Source organism: Pseudoalteromonas sp. CO348, from assembly GCF_004208845.1.
Classification (GTDB): Bacteria; Pseudomonadota; Gammaproteobacteria; order Enterobacterales; family Alteromonadaceae; genus Pseudoalteromonas; species Pseudoalteromonas maricaloris.
In genome coordinates this window covers 165,660-189,812 of sequence record NZ_SGPI01000010.1, presented here as the reverse complement: position 1 = coordinate 189,812, position 24,153 = coordinate 165,660, and the positions used below count along the sequence as shown (strand labels likewise).

The following is a 24,153-nucleotide window of genomic DNA, read 5'->3' as shown; positions in this document are numbered from 1 at the left end:
AAACTGCTATTTCCCTCCAGCTAAATCAATAAAAGTTCCTGTAACAAAGCTTGCTTCGTTACTTAAAAGCCAAGCGATGGCATTGGCAACCTCAATCGCGGTTCCACCTCGCTTCAGCGGTAAAAAATCGGCTAGGCGATCAACTCGGTTTGGTTCGCCACCGTCGCGGTGGATATCAGTATAAATACAGCCCGGTCTCACGCAGTTCACGCGGATCTGCTCAGCGGCTAATTCCAGAGATAAACCTTTAGTGAAGCTGTCTATTGCTCCCTTTGCAGCCGCATAGTCAACATACTCATTAGCCCCACCTAAATAAGAAGCTGCCGACGATACATTTACCATGGCGCACTGTGCTGGATTGGCACTTAAACGCATGTGTTTAATTGCTTCGCGAGCGCAAATAAAATACGGCGTAACATTATTAGTAAGCATATTGTTGATACGCGCTGCAGTCATATGTTCAACTCGAGTCTGCGTGTTCAGCACCCCCGCGTTGTTGACCAGATGCGTAACTATGCCAATATCGGTCTTTATCTTGTCAAACATTGCCTCTACAGATTTTTCATCTGTGACATCTGCTTGTAACAAATGCGCTTTACCATTATTACTGAGGATGGTATCAGCAACCGTTTCTGCGGCTTGCACATTCTGCTTGTAATTTATAACAACGGTAAATCCTTGTTGTCCCAGCAGTTGAGCCGTTGCCGCACCAATCCCACGGCTCGCACCGGTGATAAGTACCACTTTTTGCATCTATTATTCCTTAAATTAGGCGAACAGCTACTGATAGTTCAGCACTTCGACACCCATGTCTTCTTTGACGTGCTCTATCACCATATAAGTATGATTTGTACCAACTCCAGGTATTTCAACGATTTGACCTAATACCTCTCGATACTGACGCATATCCTGGACTCGGATTTTAACTAAGTAATCAAAGCCACCAGCTACCATATCACAAGAAACGACGTTGGGGATTTTTACAATATGCTGTTTAAACACCTCAAATACCGCTTCGGTCGAGCTTTTTAAGGTGATCTCCACATGCGCAACCAAATGCTGGCCAAGTTTTGCGGCATTTAATCTTGCCGTATACCCTTCGATATACCCCTCCGACTCGAGTTTTTTTACTCGATCGAGACACGGACTCGGACTCAAGTTTACCTCTTTCGCCAAGTTTACATTAGAGATCCGGCCATTGCGCTGGAGCGCGTCTAAGATTGCTAAATCGATGCGATCTAATACCCGAGTTTTAATGGAAGTCGTCATATCAGCATAAAATTTTGTGAGGGTTTGAGATTACCCGCAAATTTACCGTATTCCTTAAAAATAAAACAGCATATTCTGCTGTCTTTTCGATAGAATGCCCGCGAAATTAACGATAAAGGGCAAAGCGGCTTATTTCAGTCTTTAACGCGGCTTTGTTCGAACATTTAGATTATGCATTCTGGCTAAAATTTGAACCCCCAAATGGGTGTGTTATGGTTAGCAATGTGACTGCATCATTTTGTCGTAATTGAGGCTTCCTATACAAATTAAACTACACTTTCAACCTTTGGTTGCTTAGTTTGGCATCAGTTCAGATGTAGTTTTGTAATCTGCACATTAAGGTGTGTGATTCCATAGGCAGGCGCGAATTACATGTATTTTTGACTCCAATTTTTGAGGGTTGCTTATGCTTTATAACGGCGATTTGACAACTAACTGTCCTATCCGACAAAAGATCCGTGATTTTTACCGCATCGATGAGAATGCAGTAATTGATCATATTTTACCTTTAGCAGAGGTAGGCGTTACAGCTCGAAGCCGAGCATGGGAACGTGCACGTCAAATGGTATTGAACATTCGTAGAGATCAAGATGGTCAAAACGGTGTCGACGCGCTTTTAAATGAATTCTCTCTTTCTACCGAAGAAGGCGTGGTACTAATGTGTTTGGCCGAAGCTTTACTTCGTGTACCAGACAAAGCAACACAAGAAAGCCTGATCCGCGACAAGCTCGCAAAAGGCGACTGGAGTTCACACTTAGGCAGCAGCGACTCGTTATTTGTTAACGCTTCAAGCTGGGGTCTACTCGTTACCGGTAAAATGGTTAACTATTCAGACAAGAATAAAGAAGAACAATTTGGCGTGCTAAAGCGTACAATTGGTCGTCTTGGTGAGCCAGTTATCCGTAAATCCGTTAACTATGCAATGAAGATCATGGGTAAGCAGTTTGTAATGGGTGAAACCATTCAAGATGCTATCGATCGCGCCGCTGATAAAGAACAAAAAGGTTATGTATATTCGTACGACATGCTAGGTGAAGGCGCACGTACGATGAAAGATGCAGATCGTTACTTCCAAAGCTATATGACTGCTATCCACGCGATCGGTAAAGCAGCGAAAGGCCGTGGCCCAATTAAGAGCCCAGGTATTTCAGTGAAGCTTTCTGCTATCCACCCGCGCTACGAATTCACACATCGCGACCGCGTGATGGACGAGCTTGTACCTAAGCTAAAAGAACTTGCGATTGCTGCGAAAGAATACGATATCGGTTTCACGGTTGATGCGGAAGAAGCGGATCGTTTAGATATCTCACTAGATGTCATCGAAGCGGTATTCTCAGACGACGCACTTGGCGACTGGAATGGTTTTGGTCTTGCAGTACAAGCATATCAAAAACGTGCCATTTTCGTTGTGGAATGGGTAGCTGAACTTGCTCGCCGCGTAGGCCGTAAACTGATGGTGCGTCTAGTTAAAGGTGCTTACTGGGATACAGAAATCAAAACCACTCAACAAGATGGTCTTGAGCACTTCCCTGTGTTCACTCGTAAAGCAACGACTGACGTTTCTTATAAAGCGTGTGCTATTAAGCTCCTTGAAGCACGCGATGTGCTATTCCCGCAATTTGCGACGCATAATGCTTACACCGCAGCAACCATTCTAGAAGTGGCCAAAGGCGATAACAAAGGGTTCGAATTCCAACGCCTACACGGTATGGGTGAATCACTTTACGACCAAATCGTTGAAAACGAAGGAATTCAGTGTCGTGTGTATGCACCAGTTGGTCAGCACGAAGACCTACTTGCTTATCTGGTACGCCGTCTACTTGAAAACGGTGCAAACTCATCATTCGTAAACGCAATTGTTGATACTACGAAGCCTGTTGAGTCACTACTTCCAGATCCTGTAGAAACACTGCAAGGCCTACGTAACCGTTACAATACGCAGATTAAGCTACCTATCGAGCTTTATGGCGATGAGCGTCCAAACTCAAAAGGTAAAGACCTTACGGACATCAACGATTTAACACCGTTTAAAGAAAGCCTAGACAACTGGTTTAACGAACACCTAATCGATGAAAGCCAAGTACCAGAAGGTCACCTTGCTGTTCGTAACCCTGCGAACCACAAACAAGTGATTGGATCTGTGCCTTTACACGATGAAGCACACATGCAAAGCGTGCTTGCCAATGCTGATGCGGCTTTTGAAAGTTGGTCTCAAACCTCAGTTGAAGAGCGTGCAAACCTACTACGCCGCACTGCTGACATCCTTGAGCGTCACCATGATGAACTTGTTGCTATCTGTATTAAAGAAGCAGGTAAAGTAACCCAAGACAGCATCGATGAAGTACGTGAAGCCGTTGACTTCTGTCGCTACTATGCAGCGCGTGCAGAAGAGCTTTCTAAAGATGAGCGTTTTGAAGCTCGTGGCGTGATTTTATGTATCAGCCCGTGGAACTTCCCGCTTGCGATCTTCTTAGGTCAGGTAGCTGCTGCTATCGTGACGGGTAATACCGTTATTGCAAAGCCTGCTGAACAAACCAGTATGATTGCACTGCGTTGTATTGAATTAATGCATACCGTTGGTTTACCAGAGCACGTAGTACAACCGGTTATCGCACGCGGTAGCGAAGTGGGTAAACACATCGTGCCTGACGAGCGTATCCAAGCGGTTATGTTCACAGGTTCAACAGAGACAGGTACGCTTATCTCGCAAATTCTTGCTGAGCGTAACGATATTCAGGTTCCTCTGATCGCAGAAACTGGTGGTCAAAACTGTATGATCGTTGACTCAACAGCATTACCAGAGCAAGTGGTTGACGATGTTATTTCATCAGGTTTCCAAAGCGCCGGTCAACGCTGTTCAGCACTTCGTGTGTTGTTCTTACAAGAAGATGTTGCTGACGGTATCATCGAAATGATCCAAGGTGCACTTAAAGAGCTACATATCGGCGACCCATCGCTACTATCTACAGACGTAGGTCCAGTAATCGACGAAAAAGCGCTGACCACTTTGACTAAGCATGTTGATTACATGAAGTCGAACGGTAAGCTACTATTCGAAGCTAAGATCCCTGATAACAGTGAGAACGGCGCTTACTTCTTCGCTCCGCGCCTATATGAGATTTCTGATCTATCCGTGCTTAAGCGTGAAGTATTCGGTCCGGTAGTTCACGTTGTACGCTTTAAAGCAGATCAACTTGATAATGTGATCGACCAAATCAATGGTACAGGCTACGGTCTAACAATGGGCGTTCATTCACGTATTGAAGAGCGCTGCGAATACCTAGCTAAGATGTCTCGCGCGGGTAACGTATACGTGAACCGTAACATGATTGGTGCAATCGTTGGTGTGCAACCATTTGGTGGGCGTGGTCTTTCTGGTACAGGTCCAAAAGCAGGTGGTCCAAACTACCTACTTCGCCTTGTGAAAGAAAAAGCGTCACCAGACAACGTACAAATGACAGATCTGACGCCTGATGAGCTAGAGATCCACCACTTCCCAGGTGCCGTTGAGCAAGTTGAAAAACTGATGCAAAACTCTAAGCGTGATGAGAAGATCTGGCGTCGTACTGCGCTTAATGACCGTGTTTCGGCAGTGCGTCAGCTACTCGCAAAAGTGGCAACAGTAGACATCATTGATGAGCTGGCGGATGATTTGTCATTAACGCTTTCTGATGCGCGTGCTCAGCTAAACCGCTTAGAAAAGCGTATGCGTACTTACACAACGCTACCGGGACCTACTGGTGAGTCGAACACGCTGCACTTAGAAGCGCGTGGTTGTGTAGTGGTATATGCCGATAAGAGTACTTCGTTCAACTTCTGGGCGATATCAATTATCACAGCACTTGCTGCCGGTAACACAGTGATCACAGTAGCCTCTGACTTATTCTATGAAGAAGCATTGGCATTTAGAGATAAGTTCATCTCAACTGGCGTTGCTGAAGGCGTATTCCAAGTAGCGAAGCAAAACCAGCTACAAGCGATTTTGGCACACCCTCACCTTGCAGGTGCTGTTGTGGCTGCGCGCTCTTCACGCCTTGGTTACTTCTCACAGCAACTTGCGGAGCGCAAAGGTGCAATCCTGCCGGTGATCAGTGCAGAGTACTACGATACGCTTATCAATCGTCTAGTGACTGAGAAAACCATTAGTATCGATACCACAGCTTCTGGTGGTAACACTTCACTGATGACGCTTGTTGAAGACGAAGAGTAAGAGAATATAAGTCGCTATGCTAAACATAGCGATTTTATCGAACAAAGCCAGCGCAAGCTGGCTTTAATTTTTTACGCAGCGCTTGATGTCCTTAATCCCACAATGACATTAACAATATCCATTAAATAAACATCTTCAACCAAAGCAATCACATCATTCCATTTAGGGTTGTATTCGTTATTCTCCCAGCGCCTTAATGTTCGCTCCTCTATACCATAGCTTGCGGCCGATTCAGCTTGAGTAAAACCGCGACTTTTACGTGCAAATCTAAGTATAGCAGCACCAAGCGGCGCGCGTTCAGAAATTAAAGGTTGGCTCATTAACATCACACTCATTCCTTAAAAAATTGCGCAAATATATGACGTTTATAAAAATCATTTATTTACGCACTTACTGACTAAATGCATTCACTGCGTAATTTAATGAAGATGATAGATCTATTTTTTACGCATTTCAACGAAAAAATAGATCTTTTTTGCGTCAAAAATGATTTTACTTCGCAAAAAATAGCCCATATAATGACGCACACGTATCATTATTTAAGAGGCAACGCATGGAACAAAGTCTCATGAGCCTAGCGGAGCGCGTAGAATATGCGATCAAGCCGGACAGTATTAGAGCTTTTGCGTTAAAAATTGATGTATCTGAAGGGACGCTGCGCAGAATATTAAAAGGGGAAGACCCAAAACTCAGTGTCATTGAACGCATTGCTAAACAAGCCAACGTAGATTTGATGTGGCTCGTTACCGGGATCCCACTTGATTGCAAAACCGAATCACCAATCATCCAGCAAAGTATTACCTTGGAAGACTTCAATGAGGACTTTGTTGTTGTGCCTGGCTACCATGTCTCTGTCAGCACGGGTTATGGTGCATTTAACCAAAGTGCCGAGGTTGCACGTTACCTTGCATTTAGAAAAAAGTGGATTGAATTTAAAAATCTAGATAAGTCACAGCTGGTCGTGGTGTTTGCCAAAGGCGACTCTATGGAACCCACGATTAATAATAACAATACGATTTTGGTGGATTTATCGGATAAAAAATTAAGCGAAGGTCTGATCTATGTTGTCCGCCTTGGTGAAGAGCTTTATGCCAAGCGCTTACAACAAAACTTTGATGGCTCAGTACGCTTGATTAGCGATAATAAAGAATACCGGGAACAAGTTGTGATGCCGAATGAATTGGAGCAGCTGGAAATTCTCGGCAAAGTGGTATGGATTGGTAAAGATCTAATTTAATAATACAATGCTAAATCTTGAATACTTATTCTCATTTTTAATCGCCAGCACGGTAATTGCCGTGGCACCGGGCCCATCCAATGCGTTTTTAATGGCGCAGACCTTTACTAATGGCCGCGTAGCTGGCATGCAAAGCGCATTAGGCTTTGCACTCGGTGGGGTGATCCATACACTCTTTGCCGTTGTTGGCTTATCCGCACTCCTAAAAGCCTCAGAGACCGCCTATACCACAGTGCAATATCTCGGCGCAGCTTACTTAGCTTATCTAGGTATAATGACTATCAAAGAAACGCTTGGAAAGGCGCAGATAGCTTGCGAGGAAAAACCGCACGTGAGCACTAAAAAGCCTAAAAACGTGATGTTCCAAGCAATGATGACGGAAGTCTTAAATCCCAAAGTCGCCCTGTTTTTTATTGCATTTATTCCTCAGTTTGTCGATAGTAGCTTGGCGACTTCGACAACGATGCAACTGGCCATGTTTGGCTTACTGTATCCTATTTTAGCTTTTCCCATCGACTGCATGTATATCTACGGTGGTGATAAAATCGCTGGCTATTTTAGGCAGCATCCCGCAGCGCCGGTGTGGATTGATCGTATTTCAGGCTTAATTTTTATCGCATTGGCAGTCAACTTATTACTCTAAACAGTTACGCAAAATAGGAGCAGTACACATGCAAAAACGCTCACAGCCACTGCCAGCTAAAAAGCATATTGCTTTGGTTGCACACGATGGCATGAAACCAGCCCTACTTGAGTGGTGTCAGACCCACTTAGATAGCCTAAAACAGCACAAGCTTTACGCCACGGGCACAACGGGTAACCTAATAGAAAAGCATACTGGTTTAGAAGTAACAAAGCTATTTAGTGGCCCAATGGGTGGCGACCAACAAATTGGTGCCAAAATCGCGGAGCAAGATGTTCATGTCTTGATTTTCTTTTGGGATCCGCTTGCGTCACAGCCTCACGATCCGGATGTAAAAGCACTGTTGAGACTGGCTGCTGTTTGGAATATTCCCGTTGCCTGTAATGAAGCAACGGCAGATTTACTGATGGCGTGCGATAAAATGAGCCAGCCAATCGCAAGACATTTACCTGATTATGAGCAGTACCTTGCTAGTCGCTTAGATTGATAAAATAGACGAGTATGGAAGCGGTTTGTGACCGCTTCTCTGATTCTGACTTCGATTATTTAAATATTTTATCCGCCCACTTAGTCAAGCCTGCAGTAACACTACCAAAGTTATCCCCGTTCACCATTTCAATATCACCAATTTGCTGTGCAAGCGCTGCCTTGAGTAACGGTGATTGCGCGCTACCGCCAGTCAGATAAATTACATCGGGCTTTGACCCCGCTTGATGAATGGCTTCTTTCGCAAGCATGCCCATCTGCTCTAAGTTCGACATGACCGACTCGGCAAAATCTTGCTGCGTAAATTCAGAGGTTAACTGTGGCTCAATAAAACCAAGATTGGCATTAAACTTTGCTTGCTCAGAGAGTGCTATCTTACCAAGCTCACCTTCACGAACCACTTGATGGGTAAGTTTGTTCTGTTGAATGTGAAGTAAACGCGCCAGCTTTTGCGGCTCGGCGACATCTCGCAACATGCTTTGCAATTCTCGCGCTAATTTATCGCTGTAGAAGTCTAGTTGAGACTGAATATCATTGATTTTACATGCCTGCCAATACAGTTGACTAGGCATCGGCAAACCTGAACTCATGTTAGAACCTAGACCACATAACGGCATTAATTGGTGATAAGCAAGCGCAATATCTAAATCGTTACCACCGATACGTTTACCCGTATGCGCTAAAAAGTCTTGCTGGCGCTGTGTATTATTGCGATAGCTTGGCCCCATTCGGACAAACGAACAATCGCTAGTACCACCGCCGATATCAACGACCAGCACAAGTTTATCTTGCTGAAGACGACTTTCATACTCAATCCCCGCTGCGAGCGGTTCGAAGAGAAAATCCACTTCCTTAAATCCTGCTCTTTTTGCAGCGGTAGTAAGAATATTAACCGCCTGTTGATTACTTTCTTCTCCGCCGACGGACTGAAAATTAACAGGTCGACCAATCACAGTGTCGGTAATGGACTGTTGCAGCTGCGACTCGGCACGGCGCTTAATCTCAACCATCATCGCCGCAGCAATATCTTCAAAGAAGGCGATTTGTTGAGGTTTAAGCCCAACCGCCCCAAAGAAGGACTTAGGTGATTTAACAAAAAAACCTTCTTCGGGAAATTCAATATACTCAGAAATTGCCGCTTGACCAAAAAAAACGCCCGCTTCATGTGCTTCTAAATCAAGATCGCGCTTAGCTTGCTGCGCTACCGTTAGCAGCCCTTGGCGAGACTGCGTATAGACTGGATCTGGTTTACTCAGATGACGGTTAACAAATGCAGGAATTAACGCATTGTGCATCGCATACATAGTCGAAGGCAGGTAATATTTATCTTGCTCGAGACGCAGTAAGTCCACTTCACCATTTTGCATGACACCCATCGCACAATTAGAACTTCCGTAATCAAACCCGACTTTCATTCTCTACCTCAAACTGCTGAAAAGTCGCGAAGTGTATCATGGTTGTCGTTATTGTCAGATGAATTTATCTAGGTTCCCACATCCTTTATAGGCTTGTCGTGGAATGAAACCATTTTGCATAACACACTAGACATAGCACAATGAGAGCTTCCGTAATCAAACCCGACTTTCATTCTCTACCTCAAACTGCTGAAAAGTGGCGAAGTGTATTATGGTTGTCGTTATTGCCAGATGAATTTATCTAGGTTCCAACATCCTTAATTGGTTTGTTGTGGAAAGCATAGCGCACACTGTCAGATTGCTTGGCTTGATACATAGCGGAATCTGCCTGTTGGATCCCAGTCTCGATGTCGAGGTTATTAAATAGACTGACGCCGATACTAATCCGACAACTTAGCTTATTGCCTTCAAAGAGATAGGGTTTATCTACCTTGTTGATTATTTGCTGGCAGATCCCAACCACATGAGATTCGGCTTGAGGCTGTTGCGGAGATAAGTGAGTGATTAAAATCACAAACTCATCGCCTCCCCAACGGATCACCACATCATCTTGGCGTACGCTAGCACACAAACGCTGGGCAACCGCCTTGAGTAACTGATCCCCCACATGGTGGCCATGCAAGTCATTTACTTTTTTAAAATCGTCAAGGTCCAAAAACAAGATTGCGCTGTAACTACCAAGCTGTTGACCTACATGGAGTTGCTCCATCAATCCATGCTGAAGAACATGGCGATTCGGTAATTCGGTTAACTGGTCATGATACGCCAACTTCTCAGCTTCGAGATACTCCAACTTACGGTCATTGATATCCCGAGATAACACGATAAAACGTGTTTCAGCATGATTATCGCTTGCAGTGACAACCTTACGGGCGATAGAGACCTCAAACCAACGCTCACCAACCGGTGTAGACAAGTGAATATGGCTACCATGTGAATAGCCGTTAACTTTTGCTTCCTGTAATGCCTGCATCACTATTTTAGCGGCTTGCTCTGGCATCACTTCAGTCACCGTATGGCCAATCAATTGTTCTGCAGGCGCGACTAACAACTCAGGGCGAAGTATTCTGGCGTCCCAGTGCCGCCCCTCTTCATCCAGTTCAAACATCAAATCCGGCATCGCACTTAATGTCGACGCCAATTCCTCATAGCTCGGTTGCGCCAAAGCTTGAGTGCGGGCCATACGTCGGTCCTTAACCATGAGGCGTTGCAACATCCTGTTCCATAATTCTATAAACTTGAACTTTGCAATTTGAAACATGCCAATGAACACTGCTCATCTACGGCTATCGTTATAAAAATAATATACCAATTTTATGAATAATGACTAATTACCGACTGCATCATAAAAAATATTTTCAAGTCATTGGCTTTGAAGGAGAAAAGCAATTGACGAATTGATAATAATTCCTATAATCGACACGGCAGCGCTTTCCATGATGGAAGGTCACAAGATATATAAGGATGACTATGTCTTTTTTCAAAAAAGCCCTTGGCGCAGTCGGTATCGGTGCAGCAAAAGTAGATACCATCTTAGAAACCCATCACGCCTCCCCTGGCGAAGAAATTTCTGGAACGGTTAAAATCATCGGTGGCAAAGTTGCTCAAGAGATCAACAAAATAGATCTTAACGTAATGTGCAACTACACAGTTGAAAGAGAAGACAGTGAAGGTGAAACAACGACCATCACTAAAAACCACACCCTTGCTAAATTTCAAATCAACGAACGATTTACTATCGAACCCGGTGATGAAAAGCACATTCCATTCGCGCTTGACCTCGCTGAAGAAACCCCGCTTACTGTTGGCCAATCCAAAACTTGGATCGCTACCAACCTTGATATTGATATGGCGCTCGACAAGTCAGATAGGGACTATTTACATATCGTACCTACCGAGCTACAACAAGCGGCTATCGATGCGATGGAAGCGCTTGGCTTTAAACTCTATGAATCAGACTGTGAAGGTATTGATGAAGTATCATTCTCACGCCTGCCATTCGTACAAGAACTAGAGTTTAAAACGATCACAGGTGACTTCCATGGTCGCTTTGATGAGGTAGAAGTGGTTTTCTTTAATCGTGGTGAGCAACTCGAAATCATCTTTGAGATTGATCGCAAAGCGCGAGGCTTTAAAGGCTTCTTTGCGGAGGCGCTAGACCTTGATGAATCAAAAGCCAGATTGTTGATAGATGAAGCAGATTTAGAAGACCTAGAAGATGCTATCTATGACATTCTAGAGGCGAATTGCTAAGGTATATTAACCTTATAGTATTGATAGATTTATATTGATGCTTTGGTGATCGTTGCATTCATACGAATGCAACTTCTATATGAACAAACTCTATTATTATCCCAGTCCACCTAACGCTATGGTTTATGTTAATACAAATGTTAAGGTGTATAGGTAATAACTTTCTAGACTGATTTATTGTTACAATTTAAGCCCCTTTAACATGCCGATCACGGCACGTTTGAGTTGACTTAAACTCAATAAAACAGCACATTAAAACGAATGGTCAAGGTAGATTAGGTGACAATGAATGTCCAACTTTAGAATTTGGAAACTGGTTAGCCTACTGTGTGTTTTGAGCCTAATGCTGGGCTGCGAATCGAAAGAAGAACGTATCCAGCAAACCATTACACATACACTTCAAGAAGCTTCAACAGCGATAAATACGCTGGGAACCGCCCTTGATAAAAAGCAGGTGAGAAATGCCAACCTTTTGACTGAGTATGGCAAAGTACTTGGTCAGCAAAAACCTCAGCTCAGTGAAATTGCGCAAATTATTTCCCAAGACGCAACAAGCAGTGGAACCTTATATCAGAGTTTATTGACTCGTTATCAGTCCCTCAAGTCCCCCGCTCCAAGTATGAACAGCGATGATATTATCAACCAAGCGCTCTTGTTAAAAGAAGCCGCTTCCATCAGTTTGTTCAATGATGCGCTGACAGATCCAATCAATGTTTTAGCCGATATGTCAGATGGAAAGCTAGCGCGAGTTGGCGCAATCAGTCAGCAAGCGGAACAAACGGCAAACGGTCAGACCGGTGTCGGCAATCAGCTTGTTGGTAATGCCAACTATGGCGAATGGCAGACCAATTCAAACGGCACTAGCTTTTGGATGTGGTACGGCATGTATCGCATGCTTGGCGATATTGTTGGTGATGTTGAATATGGTCGCTGGAGTAAACACCGCAAATACAGTTACTACAGCGACTATGGTCGTCATAGATACACCAGTTATAAAAGCTACAAACGCCAAACTGAACTCGCCAAGCGTACTCAACAATCGTACCAACGCCAAGGCAAACAGTTTACCAGTCCCTATGCCAAGAAAAAGTCTGGCGCGTCAGGGTTAAGTCGAAGTAGCAATACCCCATCAGCAGTAACTCGAAGCAGCTACTCTCGAACCTCAAGCTACGGCTCAGTTCGCAATAGCTCAAGTAGAACCTCCCGTGGCGTAAGCCGGGGCAAATAGCGCATATATAGCGGAGTTAACATATGTACCAATTTAACGGATTAACAGCTTGGACTTTTCAAGCATTGCTAATAGATATGGCGGTGATCGTCGCGTTGTTTGTTAGCTTAAAATACATCAAAGGTTGGGTATCTAACCTTCATGCAAACGATGAAATCACAGAAAAAGACAACTTTGCATTTGGTCTCAGTTTTGCTGGTGGTTTAGCAGGTTTGGCCATCGTAATTTCAGGTATTTCAAGTGGTGCTTTTGCCAGTTCTTTGGCTCAAGAAGCGCTACAAATGGCGGGCTATGGTATCGTTGGTATCATTCTTATCAAACTCGGCCACTTTTTCCAAGACAAAGTCGCGTTACGCAAGGTGAACCTTCATGACGAAATCGTTAAAGGTAATGTCACCTCAGCACTGATTGATTTTGGCCATGTGGTGAGCGTTGCCATTGTGATCCGCTCAGCTTTGCTTTGGGTACTCACAGAGGGCTGGTATGGTTTACCGATTGTGGTTGCGGCCTTCATTATCGGTAATATTTGTATGCTGCTTGTGAGCCAATACCGAGTACAACTATTTAAGCGCACTAACAAAAGTGGCGACTGTTTACAGCAAGCAATCAAAGACAACAATATCGCGGTCGGGATCCGCTACGCGGGCTTTTTAATCGGCTCAGCACTAGCACTGACTGCAGCGTCCGGTTTAGCGCCGTATGTAGCGGACAACATTAACTCAAGCCTACTGTACTGGAGTATTGCGGCACTGGGTAGCATTGTGCTTTTCATCGTCTTACACCTCGTCATGATAAAAATTATTCTTGCGGGTAAAGATATTTCCGATGAAGTGAACAGACAAAAGAATGTTGGTGTTGCTGCAATCTCAGCCGCGCTTTCTTTTGCCATTGGTACGACTATGGCTAGTTTGTTAGGTGCATAACCCTTGAGCGTATCTGCACCACAAACTTCAGCAAGAGTGACCGGCAACTGGTCGTTGTTTGGTCACGACACCCTACTAATTGGCGTCATGGCTATTTTGGCCGGTTGCGGCCTAATCTACGAATATTTACTCTCTCATTATGCTGGTCGCGTTTTAGGCTCTGTAGAAAGCGCAATTTATGCCATGATTGGCACTATGATCGTGGCCATGGGCATTGGCGCATTTTTAGCACGCTGGTTCAAAGATCCTTTTACCGCATTTGCATGGCTTGAAAGCCTAATCGCGCTACTGGGAATGAGCAGTATTTTGGTGATCGCCAGTGTTATTGCACTTACCTATACCCTACCCCATACGCTTTCTAGCCTATACAGCCTACCTCCCGATAGTGTCTTAGATGGCATGCCATTTGCGCAATTACAAGCATTTGCCCGATTTTTACCTTATGTTTTCGGCCTCATCCTAGGCATTTTAATTGGCATGGAAATTCCGCTGATTGCTAGGATCCGTCAACAAGTATATGGCCGCTTCCTTGAAAATAACGCGGGTACCATTTACGGTGCAGATTATATCGGTGCTGGTGTTGGTGCTGCTATTTGGGTCACGATTATGCTTGCACTGCCAATAATGCAAGCAGCCGCGTGGACTGCGCTATTTAATATTGTTGCAGGACTTATCTTCCTATGGCGTTACCATGCTCATGTCCGCTTCGCTAAGCTGCTGTTTGCTTGCCACTTTGTTCTACTTGGTATCTTTTTTGTCATCCTGAGCCATGGCTCTCTTTGGATGAAAGACCTCAGCAACGTGCTTTACAAAGACAAGGTGATCTATTCAGAGTCAACGAAGTATCAACATGTTGTCATCACTGAGCGATTGAGCCGCGCACAACCGATGCCAATTAACGATTTATTCTTAAATGGTCGATTACAGTTTTCATCTGTGGATGAACAGATCTATCACACTATGCTCGTTTATCCTGCTATGCTGGCATCCAACCGTCGTGAAAAGGTATTAATCATTGGTGGCGGAGATGGTCTGGCACTTCGAGATGTACTGGAATGGCCTGTTGAAAATGCAACCTTAATTGATTTGGATGGACAACTACTTTCATTGTTTGGACTACAAGGGCAACCCTACCCTGCTAGACCACATATCACCAGTCAATTAACTCATTTAAATGGCGACGCCTTAAACGACCCAAGAGCAACGGTTATCGTTGCAGATGCATTTTTAGAAGTAGAAAAAATGCTTGACCAAGGTAGGCAATTTGACACTATCATTATCGACTTACCCGACCCTAATCACCCTGATTTGAATAAGCTATATAGCGACTACTTTTATAATCATGTGCGTCAATTACTGGCACCCGATGGTGCACTCGCTATTCAGTCAACGTCTCCCTATCACGCTAAAAAAGCGTTTATTAGCATAGCCAAAACGGTAAAACATGCCGGGTTTACGCATGTTGAGCAATACCAACAGAATATTCCCTCATTTGGCCAGTGGGGATGGACAATCGCAACGAGAACAGGACAACCAGCAAGTGCTAGGATCCGGGCAGTCGAGTCTTTACCAGTCCCAAGTAACTGGATAAACAAAGAGTATTTACTCGCGACTTTCGCCTTCCCAAATCGCTTTTTTGATGGAGCAAAAGATATTGAAGTCAACCAGTTAGGAACAGGGAGACTATACGATTATTATCGCCAAGCATGGCAAACAGAAGATGAGTTGTATAAAAATTAGCGCACGGCCATTGACATATTATGTCTTACGTGCAACTCTTAACTCAGACATAATATGTCAAAACAAAAAAGGTAAATGAAGATGGAATTAAATGAACTATCAATCAAATTAGCATCATTTGAAACAGAAGGTGCTAACTTCGAATCTTTCTTAATCGCCAATGAAGGCGAGCAAGATGTATTGCAAGTGATTGTTGACGGAAATGACGAATTACCAATTTTTGTGACTCAGACTGAAGAACAACTTGTATGCATTAGTTACCTATTTAAAGAGAATGAGGTAAAGCCTGAGTTGCTAAACGAGTTAAATGAAGCACTATTAAAACTGAATGTGCCGATCCCGCTGAGTGCGTTTGCTAAAATTGATGAGCAGTATGCGATATTTGGTGCTCTAGCCGTTTCCTCCTCAATTGATGAGATCACGCACGAACTGGTCACCCTAGCGGACAATGCAATCGAAGCATTAGATGCAGTGACTGTGTATTTGAATGAATAATATTGGAGTTGTGAAATGAGTATTTTAAAGAAATTATTTACTGCTGTTCGTGGTGGCGCTAGAGAAGTTGGTGAGTCAATTGTTGATGCAAATGGCATTCGTATTTTTGAGCAAGAAATTGCTGACGCACAAAACGCATTAGCTAAAGCAAAAAAAAGCTTAACAGAAGTAATGGCGAAAGAGATGCAGACAAAACGCAAATTAGCTGCACTTGACGAAAGCATTATCGAGCATGAAAACTATGCTGGACAAGCGCTCGAAAAAGGTAACGAAGCTTTAGCGGTAGAAATCGCAGAGAAAATCGGTGAATTTGAAGTTGAGCGCGCAGAGCATCAGCAAGTGCTAGACGGCTTTAGTAAACATGTGATCCTGTTAAAACAGCAGATCAAAGAAGCTGAAAAAACGATTAAAGAAAACCAACGCCAGCTGACAATGGTAAAAACCACAGACAGCGTTCAAAAAGCAACCATGGCAGTAAACAGCACGCTAAATACCAATGCGTCATCTATGGTAAATGCACGTCAGTCGCTTGAACGTATCAAGCAACGTCAGCAAGATAGGCAAGATCAACTGGCTGCGGCAAAAGAGCTTGAAGCCGCTGCAACGGGTGCAGATCTAAAAGCCAAAATGGCAGAAGCGGGAATTGGCTCTACGCAAAAGAGTAATGATATTCTTGAACGTATTAGAGCTAAACAAAGCAACTAATATTTGCTGATTAGAAAAAGGAGGCCTCGCCTCCTTTTTACCCTTTTTGATTATGTAGGTGTACTATGTTTGGCTTTTTTAAATCAAAAAAAACTCCTGAGCGACAACTTACTCATGCAAAAGATCTGCAAGTTGGGGACATGCTCACCATCATCGATTCGTTCGCTTACCCAAGCTGGCTCAAGGGACAAACCCTAAAAGTGGTTGGCGTACAAACTTACCAATTTGAACGCAGCGCTGCATATGAATTTGTTCTCGAAAGTGATTCAGGTAACATTACTTTTTTGCAAATTGAACAAAGTGACGGTGAGGAATACGCGAATTTCTCTATCAAAATCCAAAGAGAAGACGTCGACGCTATTTTTACGCTTGATGAATTTGCGCGTATTTTCGATGAAGAAGCACTGACCCACATCGACACCCACGCTACTCCAGAGATTTTCGAGCGATTTTTAGGTAAAAGCTATCAACAAAGTGAAGCGCCCTACGTTTGCTATTTTTACGATAGCGATTATCGCGGCCGCGCTTTGCCACGCTATCAAGATGAAAGTGGCGAAGTATGTGAAGTTATCGAGTTACTTAGTCCTGACGAAAAGTTCGCTATCAATATCGAGATCTGGGATGGAGGGGAAACTGACGTGTCACTAACCATGTGTCGCCCACTGAGCGATATTGTCGACCTATTTCCTGGAGCGAACTCGTGACCACAAGAGAAGACAAGTGGAAACGTCAAGAAGTGGCATTGAGGGCCACACAAATGGCCTTCGATTTAACCACGGAAGTACAAAAAAGTATTAAAAAACAGGCAATAGACGAAGAGCTAACGCCATCCGATATGATCAGAAAGATCCTTGATTTAGAAGTTAAATCGAAGAAAACTCGGCAACGCTTATCCTTCAATCTAACCGATGAAGAAATCGCACTACTGGCGGAACGTTTTGGCGTTGACCCCCACGACAAACGGGCCGTAAAGCAACAGGTCGCCAATATGCTACTCAGTCGCTACTCAGATAAAAGAAACAAGTAAGCAGTAATACCAATCCATTAATTCTCCAACTATTTTAAATAGTTAAAGCTACAACCTAAGAGGGAACGATGACAGAAGCAGAGATTAAGAAAAGTATTGATAAACATAGTGTGAAACCACTTATTTTCGTAGTCATCATGATGTTACTAATAGCATTATTGAATAACTACTTATTGGAAGATGACCCACTAACTCCAAACCTACTCATTTTCGGAGCATTAGCTGCATGCATACATATCTTCAAAAATGTTCTCTGTGACGTCCTTGTCACAAAATCAGCACAGAATGGCTCTAAATAACCTGAGCTGCGGATAATTAATGCCTTTCTAGCAGCTAGTTTTAGCGCTAACTGCGTTGAATTCACTTCCAATAGCCAGCTATTGGTGCGTAAATTCGCCTTGCCTATAGGATGTAGGTACCTTAGCGAGAGCAGGACGCGGAAGCGGTGTTTTCCCTAAAACTCTCTGGCTAGACAAGGAAAAAACCAAGTTGTGCTTTAGCAACAATGAGTTGGAACATTCCTTATCCAAACCTCAGGTTAAATAACCTGAGCTTAAATAACATCATTCCTCTCTAGCAGCCCACTTTAACAATTGTAGCGTCGGTTAATCACGCTTGGGCAAATAAAGATAGCTGCTAGAGCTTCATCGCTTTGAGAACATCACTCTACCGCGAGCAGCTCAACTTCAAACACTAATAACGAACCCGGTTCGATTTTACCTGCTGCGCGGTCACCATAGCCTAAGTCCGGACCAATCCAAAAGCGGTATTTGTCCCCTTCGCTCATCAACTGCACACCTTCTGTCCAACCCGAGATCACTTGATTAAGTCCAAAGCTGATGGGTTGGTCACGCAGTACCGAACTGTCGAATACGGAGCCATCAAGTAAAGTACCATGATAATGCACTTTAACTTTGCTCGTTGCATTTGGCTGTTTGCCACCGTCAGTTTGAGTGATTATTTCGTACTGAAGACCTGAGTCAGTTTTATGAACCTCTGTGCGCTTTTCGTTTTCTTTCAAAAAGTCTGCCGCTTGAATTCGATTAAACTGCGCAAGCTGCTTCTGTTTCTGACCACCTCGAAAAAACACCACCGCAATCACCAGTGCAACAATAACGAGGATAACATTAGTTGTCGTCATGGCTTTCTTCTCCTTTGTCATCATCGCCGTTTACTACTTTTGCAATACGCTCAAGTTTCGCCATTGCAACTGCATTGATACTGTTTTCGGGATAGCCTTCGTCACCGAGCTCGCCTGCTGGTCTATCCATTAACAAGCTAAGCGCTTCATCTACTGTGGCAACGGCATAGACATGGAATAAGCCTTTTTCAACAGCTGCAATCACTTCATCATCTAACACTAAGTTGACCTTGTTAGATTCAGGGACGATCACCCCTTGCTTACCTGTGAGGCCTCGCATTTTGCAGAGTTTAAAGAAACCTTCGATTTTTTCGTTTACACCACCAATGGCTTGTACTTCACCGTGTTGGTTAATTGAGCCAGTGAGCGCTAATGATTGATCTACGGGGAGTTGCGTCACCGCCGATAGCAGCGCACAAAGTTCTGCAAGTGATGCGCTATCACCGTCAATAAAACCATAATTTTGTTCAATGGCGATATTTGCGCTAAGCGTCAGGCTAAAGTCTTGCGCATACTTGTTACCTAGGTAACCCGTAAGCAGCATCACGCCTTTTGAGTGAATTGACTTACCTAAGTCTACTTCACGTTCAACGTCAATCACCCCGTCAGCACCCGCGTATACCGTAGAGGTAATACGCGCAGGCGTACCAAACGCGGTGTCACCAATATGCAGTACCGTCAGGCCGTTTACCTTACCAATTGCGGTGCCTTCGGTTGCAATCAAGGTATGCCCTTCTTGAATATCGCTGAGCATGTTTTCACTTAACTGTCCTGTTCGATATTCTTTTCCAGCTATCGCTTCATCGATGTGATTAGCGGCAATTTGGTTTACGCCATCTTGCTTGGCATAAAAACTGGCTTCTGCCACCAGCTCCAAAACATCAGCAAAGCGCGCCGAAAGCTTACTGTGGTGCTCCGCTTGGCGATAGCTAAATTTAAGCATACGCGCCAGCGCCGCTGAGCTAAGCTCAATCTTCAAGGTATCATTACAGTATTCCATCACCTTCGTGATGAATTGGTACTGCATTTTGTCCGAGCTTGGTAAATAGTAATCAAAATCGGCCAGCACTCTAAATAGCTCTGCAAACTCTTCATCGTATTCACCAATGGTGTAATACAGGTCTCGCGAACCCAAAAGAATAATTTTGACATCCAACGGAATTAACTGCGGCTTTAAGGTAAAGCTGCTGCCCACCGAATTGTCTTGATACGGTAGGTCATTTTTAATTTGGTGGGTTTTTAACGACAGTTTAAGGCCATCCCACACCTGCGCGTTAGCCATGACCTTTTCAGCATCCATGATCAGATAGCCGCCATTGGCGCGGTGCAATGCACCTGCTTGAATAGAGCGATAGCTGGTGATCAAATTACCTTGAGAGGTTGCATACTCCACCTTACCAAAAATATTACCAAAGGTCGGATTTGGCTCATACACCACAGGCGCAGGGTCGTCCTCTTTAAACTCAACCAGAATATTGGGCGCAAAAAAGTCCGTGAGCATTCCCTTTGAGTCAAAGTCATCTTTGTTTTCGTCGCTGTTGCTACTATCGTCGTCTAGCCAATCTAATACCGCATCGACAATTTCAACCTTCAGATCTTTAAGATAACGCAGCACGCCAATGTGTGCGGCATACTTATGCTCAAGCGCTTTTAATAGCGGTTTGGTCGCCACTTCGATGGTGGTTTTTTTAAGATTACGCAAGCGCTCAGAAGATTCACGCTTCCATCTGGGCAGCTCAATAAGCGACTCGATTAGGGCATCTTCTAATGTTTCAATTGCGGTTAAAAAGTGTGCCTGAACATGCTCGTCCAGAGCCGAAAACTCCGTATCACTGAGCTGCTTACCATCGACCACAGGAGCAAAGCCAACTGTCCCCGTATCTTCTATCAGTGCAACACTCATATTCATAGCTTGCTGCTCAACAGCGGTGATCGCAGCATCGTATTTTTGTTCGAATTCTTTATCTAGCGACTTTTTCTTGCGTTGATAACCCGGATTGTCAAAAGCTGCAGGAAAAGTATCTAAGATCTCATCAATAAAGGCGTCAATATCGGCCTCAAGCTGCTTACTTTCACCCGCCTGCATAAATAACGCGATAGGCTCGCGGTGGTCGTCGTAGTTGTTGACGTACAACCATTCTTTGGGCGTTGGCTTAGTTTTACTGTGGGCCTCAAGCTTGTCTTTTACCATGGTAAAACGACCTAGCGCCGCTTCTCCCATAACATACACATTATAACCGGGAAGCTCCATTCCCAAGGCAAAGTCTAGTGCAGTTTGAGCGCGTTGCTGGCCAATAAACGGTAGCGCTTCTGGGTAAGGATTTTGGATACAATTTTCTATGTGAGTCAACGAAACTGATGGCGCGAGCTGGCTCGCAGGCAGTGCTTTTTCAGACGACAATTTAGATTTGGTCATTCTAACTTCTTTGTATTATTCGCATACGTTAGTCTACTCAACTTGGTGCTTCCAAGCTGAGCGCCCACACTTTAGGGCGCTAATGCTTTTCTAGTATATTCCCCATGCCCGCACTCGCTGCAAGCTGGGATCTTGATGGCATAATAAACATCTAATTTATAGCCACAATTCTTACACACTAATTGTCCCAAAGCTATCCATTCACCTTCTTTATAAATGCCTTGGTGTTCAAAATCTTTTAAAAGTGCGGACCACTCAAGTTGAGTTCTATCTTCTAATTGGGATATTTCAAATAAGATGTTGGCTTTGAGTTCGCTCCAAGCCGCTTCATCATAGAAGGATTTGTTTTCGAGAAGATGTTCTAAGTCACGTTTTAGATAGTAACTATAATCATCATAGGTTTGTTTGGTGTAGTCTTTCAGTGCGCTCTGCGCTTCCCAGAATCGCTTAGATAAATCGTCAATTTCATGTTCTTTGACGTCTTTGAGCCAATCGGAAAATTGATCCAGCCATTTTTGATAATCCGCCATTGCTACACTCCTGTTTCGCCAATAGGTTAAGTGTAGACCAGATATACCATTCATTGTATTAGGGTTTGCTGAACTTGGTGCTCAGCAAACCCATTTTGCTTCAGATTATGAAGCCAAAAGTCATTGCTATTAGCTTAAAAACGATACTTCACACCAACGGTTGCTGTTGTACCAAGGCCTTTAATGTTGTAGCCACCGTACGTATAGGCTTGTGCGCGAGCTGGGAAGTAGTCTGAGTTAAATAGGTTCTCAATACCAACAAAAGCTTGCCAGCTTTGGTCGAATTGATATTGACCACTAAAGTTAACCACATTATAGCTGTCAATTGGACCTTGATCTCCAACATAGTTACCTTTATCGTCTCGCTCGAAACGTTTACGGTCGCCCACATGTAACCAGCTTAACGTCATAGATAACGCATCAACTGGCTGCCAGTTTAGGTTTGCCGTAAGCTTTGGTGGGCTAATTTGTCTAGAGCCAAGATAAGTATCGGTTTCGGTATCTTTACCCTCTACATAGCTATATGTGGCAATAAGTTTTAGCGTGTCGTTGATCTTGTAATCGACAAGTGCCTCATAACCCCATATTTTTTGTGGTGCTCGAACTGGCTCATAGACTCCGGTTACTTCATTGAATTTATTCGTTGTACCAAACTCAGACGTACTTCTATATGCCGCAAATTCAAATCGTAACGTCTCAAATTGAGAGTTAAAACCGATTTCGTAGTTATCAACAATCGACGCTTCTGTTTGAATTTGACCAATGTCTTCTACCGTTGCACTGCGCAGCAGACGGCCAATATCCGAGATATCAGAGCCCTGCGAGTAACTGGCGAATGGGCTAAACTTTTCATTCGCGTTATATTTAACACCCACGTTGTACGTTGTGGCGTCATAGTCAATGGTGTCGCCTTTCACGTTAAGTGGCACAGAGCACTGATCCGCTGAACGGCAAAGTTTTAGTGTTTGGTAATCAGCTACCGCAAGATCAATACTTTCTTGTCTCACTCCCGCTTTTAACACTAGGTCATCGGCAACAATCCACTTGGTCTGTAGGTAACCTGCGATGCTTTCCATGTCCATTTCCGGCACCCAAATACGACCATCGACAAGTGGCTGTGAGGTCACATCATTCAACGCATCGATACCATAAATGAAGGTAGCTTGGACATTGTCAAAATCAACCAAGGTATTAAATGTTGCACGCGCGCCCTTTTTTTCAGAACGGATAATAGATTGACCGCCAGTGTATCCTTCATCAGGGTTTGCTAAGCTTGGAGAGAAGAAGAACACGTTCTCAATGTCTTGCATATACGCATCAAGCGTCATTTGTGTATTAGCAAAAACTTCTATATCGGTGTATTTCAACGTAATGTTTTCATTACCTTCTGGCCCTTGTGGCTTACCTTGTTTCTGCTGAGCTGGTGGCACGTGAATAGCGTAAGATTTTTCACCTAAATTGATGTTGCCAAACACATCACCTAGGTCCGTTTTTTGCTGTGAACTGTAGAAGTTATAGCTAAACTGCAGTTGTTTATCGCCATCAAAGTCATAGCCAAGCTTAGTAAAGTAGTTTTCTGTCACGGTATCCGACAGACCATACTGTAAACCTAGAATATCACCTTCAGCATCACGCTGAACACCGTTTTCTTCATAGCTTGCCGTGACTAAATAACTAAACTGGTCAACGCGGCCATTAATCGCGCCCGCAATTCGAGCACCTGCGCTCTCTGCAAGCTTTACTGCGCTAAAGCGGCTAGATAGGCTAATTTCACCTTCTGGTTTGCCATCGCTTTTGGCCTGCTTGGTGATGTAGTTAATGATCCCGCCCGAAGCACCATTACCATAAATTGAGGTTGCCCCTTTGATCACTTCTATACGGGCGATGGCACTTGGATCGAGCGTTTTTACACCTAAAGAACCATTTCGCAGTGGTGTAGACTGAGGTACACCATCAATCATCACCAGTGGTGCACGTCCACGCAACGATTGCCCAGTATTACTTGAACTACCCGTATCCGGAGCAAGACCAGGAACAATTTGAGATAACAAACTTTGTAGTTCTGGATTTACTTTTAAATGATCTTCGATTTGTTTTTGATTAATAATCGTAATAGAGGCAGGCACTTCATCGATGCTTTCAAACACACGACTGCCCGAGACCACGATATGCTCCATATCTGCAGCTTGAAGATCTTTAACATTGGTATCGTCTGCAATGGCTGCTGCGCTAACAGCCAACGCTACCATACTGAGAGTAGTTTTTAACATGGTTATCCTTGCTGGATTTAGAATAATAATGATGTAAAAAGCGGCAATATAATATTGCCAAACCTCAGTAAAAACAAGGCAAATGTGAATAATTTGCATTACCCTTTACTGAAAAATTATCCTACTCTGCACCACTTTTTGCAATTATATCTACATAACAGTAAC

Annotated in this window: 22 protein-coding genes; 13 read left to right on the top strand and 9 right to left on the bottom strand. The window is 43.9% G+C overall.

Features of this window, described 5'->3' with window-relative positions:
- Positions 1–6: 6 nt before the first annotated feature.
- On the bottom strand, positions 7–753 hold the full coding sequence (locus EXT48_RS03515; protein WP_130163582.1) for an SDR family oxidoreductase: 747 nt from the start codon (positions 751–753) through the stop codon (positions 7–9).
- A 27-nt stretch (positions 754–780) separates the two neighbouring features.
- Positions 781–1,269 (bottom strand): winged helix-turn-helix transcriptional regulator, encoded by a 489-nt coding sequence (locus tag EXT48_RS03510; RefSeq protein WP_010371968.1) that lies wholly within the window; start codon positions 1,267–1,269, stop codon positions 781–783.
- 406 nt (positions 1,270–1,675) lie between these two features.
- On the opposite strand from EXT48_RS03510, the gene putA reads away from it, so the two are divergent.
- On the top strand, positions 1,676–5,479 hold the full coding sequence (gene putA, locus EXT48_RS03505) for a bifunctional proline dehydrogenase/L-glutamate gamma-semialdehyde dehydrogenase PutA (RefSeq protein WP_130163580.1): 3,804 nt from the start codon (positions 1,676–1,678) through the stop codon (positions 5,477–5,479).
- 71 nt (positions 5,480–5,550) lie between these two features.
- Here putA and EXT48_RS03500 read toward each other — a convergent pair whose 3' ends face one another.
- Entirely contained in the window at positions 5,551–5,805 is a 255-nt protein-coding gene (locus tag EXT48_RS03500) for a helix-turn-helix transcriptional regulator (RefSeq protein ID WP_010371972.1), read from the bottom strand.
- 227 nt (positions 5,806–6,032) lie between these two features.
- Here EXT48_RS03500 and EXT48_RS03495 point away from each other — a divergent pair, with 227 nt between their 5' ends.
- The 3 genes from EXT48_RS03495 to EXT48_RS03485 are packed head-to-tail and all read left to right on the top strand — an operon-like array spanning position 6,033 to position 7,846.
- Positions 6,033–6,716 (top strand): S24 family peptidase, encoded by a 684-nt coding sequence (locus EXT48_RS03495; protein WP_130163579.1) that lies wholly within the window; start codon positions 6,033–6,035, stop codon positions 6,714–6,716.
- A gap of 7 nt (positions 6,717–6,723) precedes the next feature.
- The gene (locus EXT48_RS03490; protein ID WP_130163578.1) at positions 6,724–7,359 is read left to right on the top strand and encodes a LysE family translocator; all 636 of its coding nucleotides are present in this window, start codon (positions 6,724–6,726) and stop codon (positions 7,357–7,359) included.
- Positions 7,360–7,387: 28 nt separating this feature from the next.
- A complete protein-coding gene (locus tag EXT48_RS03485) occupies positions 7,388–7,846 on the top strand; it encodes a methylglyoxal synthase (protein WP_010371978.1) in 459 nt (152 codons plus the stop codon).
- 55 nt (positions 7,847–7,901) lie between these two features.
- On the opposite strand, the gene yegD is transcribed toward EXT48_RS03485, so the two are convergent.
- Together yegD and EXT48_RS03475 are read right to left on the bottom strand one after the other, a co-directional pair.
- Positions 7,902–9,260, bottom strand: a complete 1,359-nt coding sequence (gene yegD, locus EXT48_RS03480; RefSeq protein ID WP_130163577.1) for a molecular chaperone — start codon at positions 9,258–9,260, stop codon at positions 7,902–7,904.
- A 241-nt stretch (positions 9,261–9,501) separates the two neighbouring features.
- On the bottom strand, positions 9,502–10,443 hold the full coding sequence (locus EXT48_RS03475) for a sensor domain-containing diguanylate cyclase (protein ID WP_240703339.1): 942 nt from the start codon (positions 10,441–10,443) through the stop codon (positions 9,502–9,504).
- Positions 10,444–10,730: 287 nt separating this feature from the next.
- On the opposite strand from EXT48_RS03475, the gene EXT48_RS03470 reads away from it, so the two are divergent.
- The 9 genes from EXT48_RS03470 (at position 10,731) to EXT48_RS03430 (ending at position 17,930) form a co-directional block, all read left to right on the top strand.
- Entirely contained in the window at positions 10,731–11,513 is a 783-nt protein-coding gene (locus EXT48_RS03470) for a sporulation protein (RefSeq protein WP_130125896.1), read from the top strand.
- A gap of 289 nt (positions 11,514–11,802) precedes the next feature.
- Positions 11,803–12,741, top strand: coding sequence for a CHAD domain-containing protein (locus EXT48_RS03465; protein ID WP_130125895.1), 939 nt, complete (start codon positions 11,803–11,805; stop codon positions 12,739–12,741).
- Positions 12,742–12,764: 23 nt separating this feature from the next.
- The gene (locus tag EXT48_RS03460; RefSeq protein WP_039493655.1) at positions 12,765–13,664 is read left to right on the top strand and encodes a DUF350 domain-containing protein; all 900 of its coding nucleotides are present in this window, start codon (positions 12,765–12,767) and stop codon (positions 13,662–13,664) included.
- Between the two features lie 3 nt (positions 13,665–13,667).
- Positions 13,668–15,404: a polyamine aminopropyltransferase gene (locus tag EXT48_RS03455; protein ID WP_130163575.1), complete on the top strand. Its 1,737-nt coding sequence runs from the start codon at positions 13,668–13,670 to the stop codon at positions 15,402–15,404.
- Positions 15,405–15,485: 81 nt separating this feature from the next.
- A complete protein-coding gene (locus EXT48_RS03450; protein WP_010371994.1) occupies positions 15,486–15,899 on the top strand; it encodes a DUF2170 family protein in 414 nt (137 codons plus the stop codon).
- Between the two features lie 15 nt (positions 15,900–15,914).
- On the top strand, positions 15,915–16,604 hold the full coding sequence (locus EXT48_RS03445) for a PspA/IM30 family protein (RefSeq protein WP_010371996.1): 690 nt from the start codon (positions 15,915–15,917) through the stop codon (positions 16,602–16,604).
- A 65-nt stretch (positions 16,605–16,669) separates the two neighbouring features.
- Entirely contained in the window at positions 16,670–17,308 is a 639-nt protein-coding gene (locus EXT48_RS03440; RefSeq protein ID WP_010606163.1) for a DUF4178 domain-containing protein, read from the top strand.
- Entirely contained in the window at positions 17,305–17,631 is a 327-nt protein-coding gene (locus tag EXT48_RS03435; protein ID WP_130125892.1) for a hypothetical protein, read from the top strand. The genes EXT48_RS03440 and EXT48_RS03435 overlap by 4 nt, the downstream gene beginning before the upstream one ends.
- A 68-nt stretch (positions 17,632–17,699) precedes the next feature.
- On the top strand, positions 17,700–17,930 hold the full coding sequence (locus EXT48_RS03430; protein ID WP_045990621.1) for a hypothetical protein: 231 nt from the start codon (positions 17,700–17,702) through the stop codon (positions 17,928–17,930).
- Positions 17,931–18,292: 362 nt separating this feature from the next.
- Here EXT48_RS03430 and EXT48_RS03425 read toward each other — a convergent pair whose 3' ends face one another.
- From EXT48_RS03425 to EXT48_RS03410, 4 genes are all read right to left on the bottom strand, one after another.
- Positions 18,293–18,772: an FKBP-type peptidyl-prolyl cis-trans isomerase gene (locus EXT48_RS03425; RefSeq protein WP_130163574.1), complete on the bottom strand. Its 480-nt coding sequence runs from the start codon at positions 18,770–18,772 to the stop codon at positions 18,293–18,295.
- The gene (locus tag EXT48_RS03420; RefSeq protein ID WP_130163573.1) at positions 18,759–21,188 is read right to left on the bottom strand and encodes a Lon protease family protein; all 2,430 of its coding nucleotides are present in this window, start codon (positions 21,186–21,188) and stop codon (positions 18,759–18,761) included. Before EXT48_RS03420 ends, EXT48_RS03425 begins: the two co-directional genes overlap by 14 nt.
- Positions 21,189–21,259: 71 nt before the next feature.
- Complete coding sequence (locus EXT48_RS03415) at positions 21,260–21,718, bottom strand: hypothetical protein (protein ID WP_017216346.1); 459 nt, start codon at positions 21,716–21,718, stop codon at positions 21,260–21,262.
- Positions 21,719–21,852: 134 nt separating this feature from the next.
- Positions 21,853–23,988 carry a TonB-dependent receptor gene (locus EXT48_RS03410; protein ID WP_130163571.1) on the bottom strand — a complete coding sequence of 712 codons (2,136 nt, stop codon included), beginning with the start codon at positions 23,986–23,988 and terminating at the stop codon, positions 21,853–21,855.
- Positions 23,989–24,153 lie beyond the last annotated feature (165 nt).

What these genes read in the sequence shown, in the direction of transcription:
- EXT48_RS03515 (WP_130163582.1), bottom strand. Translation starts at nt 753, where the DNA reads ATGCAAAAAGTGGTACTTATCACCGGTGCGAGCCGTGGGATTGGTGCG.
- EXT48_RS03510 (WP_010371968.1), bottom strand. Translation starts at nt 1,269, where the DNA reads ATGACGACTTCCATTAAAACTCGGGTATTAGATCGCATCGATTTAGCA.
- putA (WP_130163580.1), top strand. Translation starts at nt 1,676, where the DNA reads ATGCTTTATAACGGCGATTTGACAACTAACTGTCCTATCCGACAAAAG.
- EXT48_RS03500 (WP_010371972.1), bottom strand. Translation starts at nt 5,805, where the DNA reads ATGTTAATGAGCCAACCTTTAATTTCTGAACGCGCGCCGCTTGGTGCT.
- EXT48_RS03495 (WP_130163579.1), top strand. Translation starts at nt 6,033, where the DNA reads ATGGAACAAAGTCTCATGAGCCTAGCGGAGCGCGTAGAATATGCGATC.
- EXT48_RS03490 (WP_130163578.1), top strand. Translation starts at nt 6,724, where the DNA reads ATGCTAAATCTTGAATACTTATTCTCATTTTTAATCGCCAGCACGGTA.
- EXT48_RS03485 (WP_010371978.1), top strand. Translation starts at nt 7,388, where the DNA reads ATGCAAAAACGCTCACAGCCACTGCCAGCTAAAAAGCATATTGCTTTG.
- yegD (WP_130163577.1), bottom strand. Translation starts at nt 9,260, where the DNA reads ATGAAAGTCGGGTTTGATTACGGAAGTTCTAATTGTGCGATGGGTGTC.
- EXT48_RS03475 (WP_240703339.1), bottom strand. Translation starts at nt 10,443, where the DNA reads ATGGCCCGCACTCAAGCTTTGGCGCAACCGAGCTATGAGGAATTGGCG.
- EXT48_RS03470 (WP_130125896.1), top strand. Translation starts at nt 10,731, where the DNA reads ATGTCTTTTTTCAAAAAAGCCCTTGGCGCAGTCGGTATCGGTGCAGCA.
- EXT48_RS03465 (WP_130125895.1), top strand. Translation starts at nt 11,803, where the DNA reads ATGTCCAACTTTAGAATTTGGAAACTGGTTAGCCTACTGTGTGTTTTG.
- EXT48_RS03460 (WP_039493655.1), top strand. Translation starts at nt 12,765, where the DNA reads ATGTACCAATTTAACGGATTAACAGCTTGGACTTTTCAAGCATTGCTA.
- EXT48_RS03450 (WP_010371994.1), top strand. Translation starts at nt 15,486, where the DNA reads ATGGAATTAAATGAACTATCAATCAAATTAGCATCATTTGAAACAGAA.
- EXT48_RS03445 (WP_010371996.1), top strand. Translation starts at nt 15,915, where the DNA reads ATGAGTATTTTAAAGAAATTATTTACTGCTGTTCGTGGTGGCGCTAGA.
- EXT48_RS03440 (WP_010606163.1), top strand. Translation starts at nt 16,670, where the DNA reads ATGTTTGGCTTTTTTAAATCAAAAAAAACTCCTGAGCGACAACTTACT.
- EXT48_RS03430 (WP_045990621.1), top strand. Translation starts at nt 17,700, where the DNA reads ATGACAGAAGCAGAGATTAAGAAAAGTATTGATAAACATAGTGTGAAA.
- EXT48_RS03425 (WP_130163574.1), bottom strand. Translation starts at nt 18,772, where the DNA reads ATGACGACAACTAATGTTATCCTCGTTATTGTTGCACTGGTGATTGCG.
- EXT48_RS03420 (WP_130163573.1), bottom strand. Translation starts at nt 21,188, where the DNA reads ATGACCAAATCTAAATTGTCGTCTGAAAAAGCACTGCCTGCGAGCCAG.
- EXT48_RS03415 (WP_017216346.1), bottom strand. Translation starts at nt 21,718, where the DNA reads ATGGCGGATTATCAAAAATGGCTGGATCAATTTTCCGATTGGCTCAAA.
- EXT48_RS03410 (WP_130163571.1), bottom strand. Translation starts at nt 23,988, where the DNA reads ATGTTAAAAACTACTCTCAGTATGGTAGCGTTGGCTGTTAGCGCAGCA.